At 64.3% G+C, this 1,216-nt stretch carries 1 protein-coding gene and 1 pseudogene; both read left to right on the top strand.

Annotated features, from left to right (window positions below):
* A partial coding sequence (locus tag ACGFMP_RS37235) for a carbohydrate ABC transporter permease (protein ID WP_393678537.1) occupies positions 1-816 on the top strand: 816 nt, incomplete at its 5' end.
* Positions 813-1,216 (top strand): annotated as a pseudogene (locus ACGFMP_RS37230) (carbohydrate ABC transporter permease); the annotation flags it as partial. The gene ACGFMP_RS37235 and the pseudogene ACGFMP_RS37230, both read left to right, overlap by 4 nt.

Here is a 1,216-nt window from a genome sequence, read left to right as displayed (position 1 = left end):
GCCGCGTACTACGGCTTCTACCGCTGGCACGGCTACGGCGCACCCACCGACTGGGTCGGCCTGAACAACTACAAACTCATCCTCACCGACCCCGCGTTCCACCAGGTCCTGAAACACAGCTTCACCATCATGGGACTGTCCCTGGCCATCCAGGGCCCCCTCGCCATCGCCCTGGCCCTGCTCCTCAACCAGAAGATCCGCGGCCGCTCCGTCATCCGCGTCCTGATCTTCGTCCCCTACATCATCTCCGAAGTCATCGTCGGCACCGGCTGGAGCCTGATGGCCCAAAGCGACGGCGCCATCAACGACGCCCTGCGCCACCTCGGCCTGGGCACCCTGCAAGCCGACTGGCTCTCCGACCCGAAAATCGCCATCTGGACCCTGATGGCCATCATCTCCTGGAAATACATCGGCTTCGCCGTCATCCTCATGCTCGCCGGACTCCAATCCATCCCCACGGAACTCTTCGAAGCCGCAGCCATCGACGGCGCCTCCTACTGGCAGATCCAACGCCGCATCACCCTGCCCCTGCTCGGACCCACCATCCGCATCTGGGCATTCCTGTCGATCATCGGCTCACTGCAACTCTTCGACCTCGTCTACATCATCTGGGGCCAATACGTCTCCGGCACCGCCGGCACCTCCACCATGGCCATCTACATGCTCGCCCAGGGCCGCAACGCCGGAAACTACGGCTACGGCAGCGCGATCGCCGTCGTGATGTTCCTGATCTCCCTGATCGTGGCACTGATCTACCAGCGCTCCGTCCTACGCCGCGACCTCCGCGGAGCCGTCACCGAGGGAACCCAGCAATGACCACCACCACCAGCACCGGCCCCCGGCCCCTGCCCACCACCGGACGACAACACCCCACCACCCGCCGCAACACCCGCGACGCACCCGACCGGTGGGGCAACCCCCTCACCTACTTCATCGCCCTGTGCTTCATCGCGGTCTGCATCACCCCGGTCCTCTACATCGTGATCGGCGGCTTCCGCACCAACTCCCAGATCACCACCAGCCCCGCCGGCCTCCCCCACCCCTGGGTCACCCGCAACTACCTCGACGTCCTGAAATCCAACCGATTCTGGGGCGAATTCGCCAACTCCATCCTCGTCGCCCTCGCCAGCACCACCGGCATCCTCATCCTCGGCCTCATGGTCAGCTTCGCCATCGCACGCTACGACTTCAAACTCAAAAGCACCATGTACTCCCT

The organism is Streptomyces sp. NPDC049040, assembly GCF_043197715.1.
In the GTDB taxonomy this organism is placed as follows: Bacteria; Actinomycetota; Actinomycetes; order Streptomycetales; family Streptomycetaceae; genus Actinacidiphila.
Note: the sequence above shows the minus strand (reverse complement) of the source record. Positions and strands in the feature narration are given on the sequence as shown.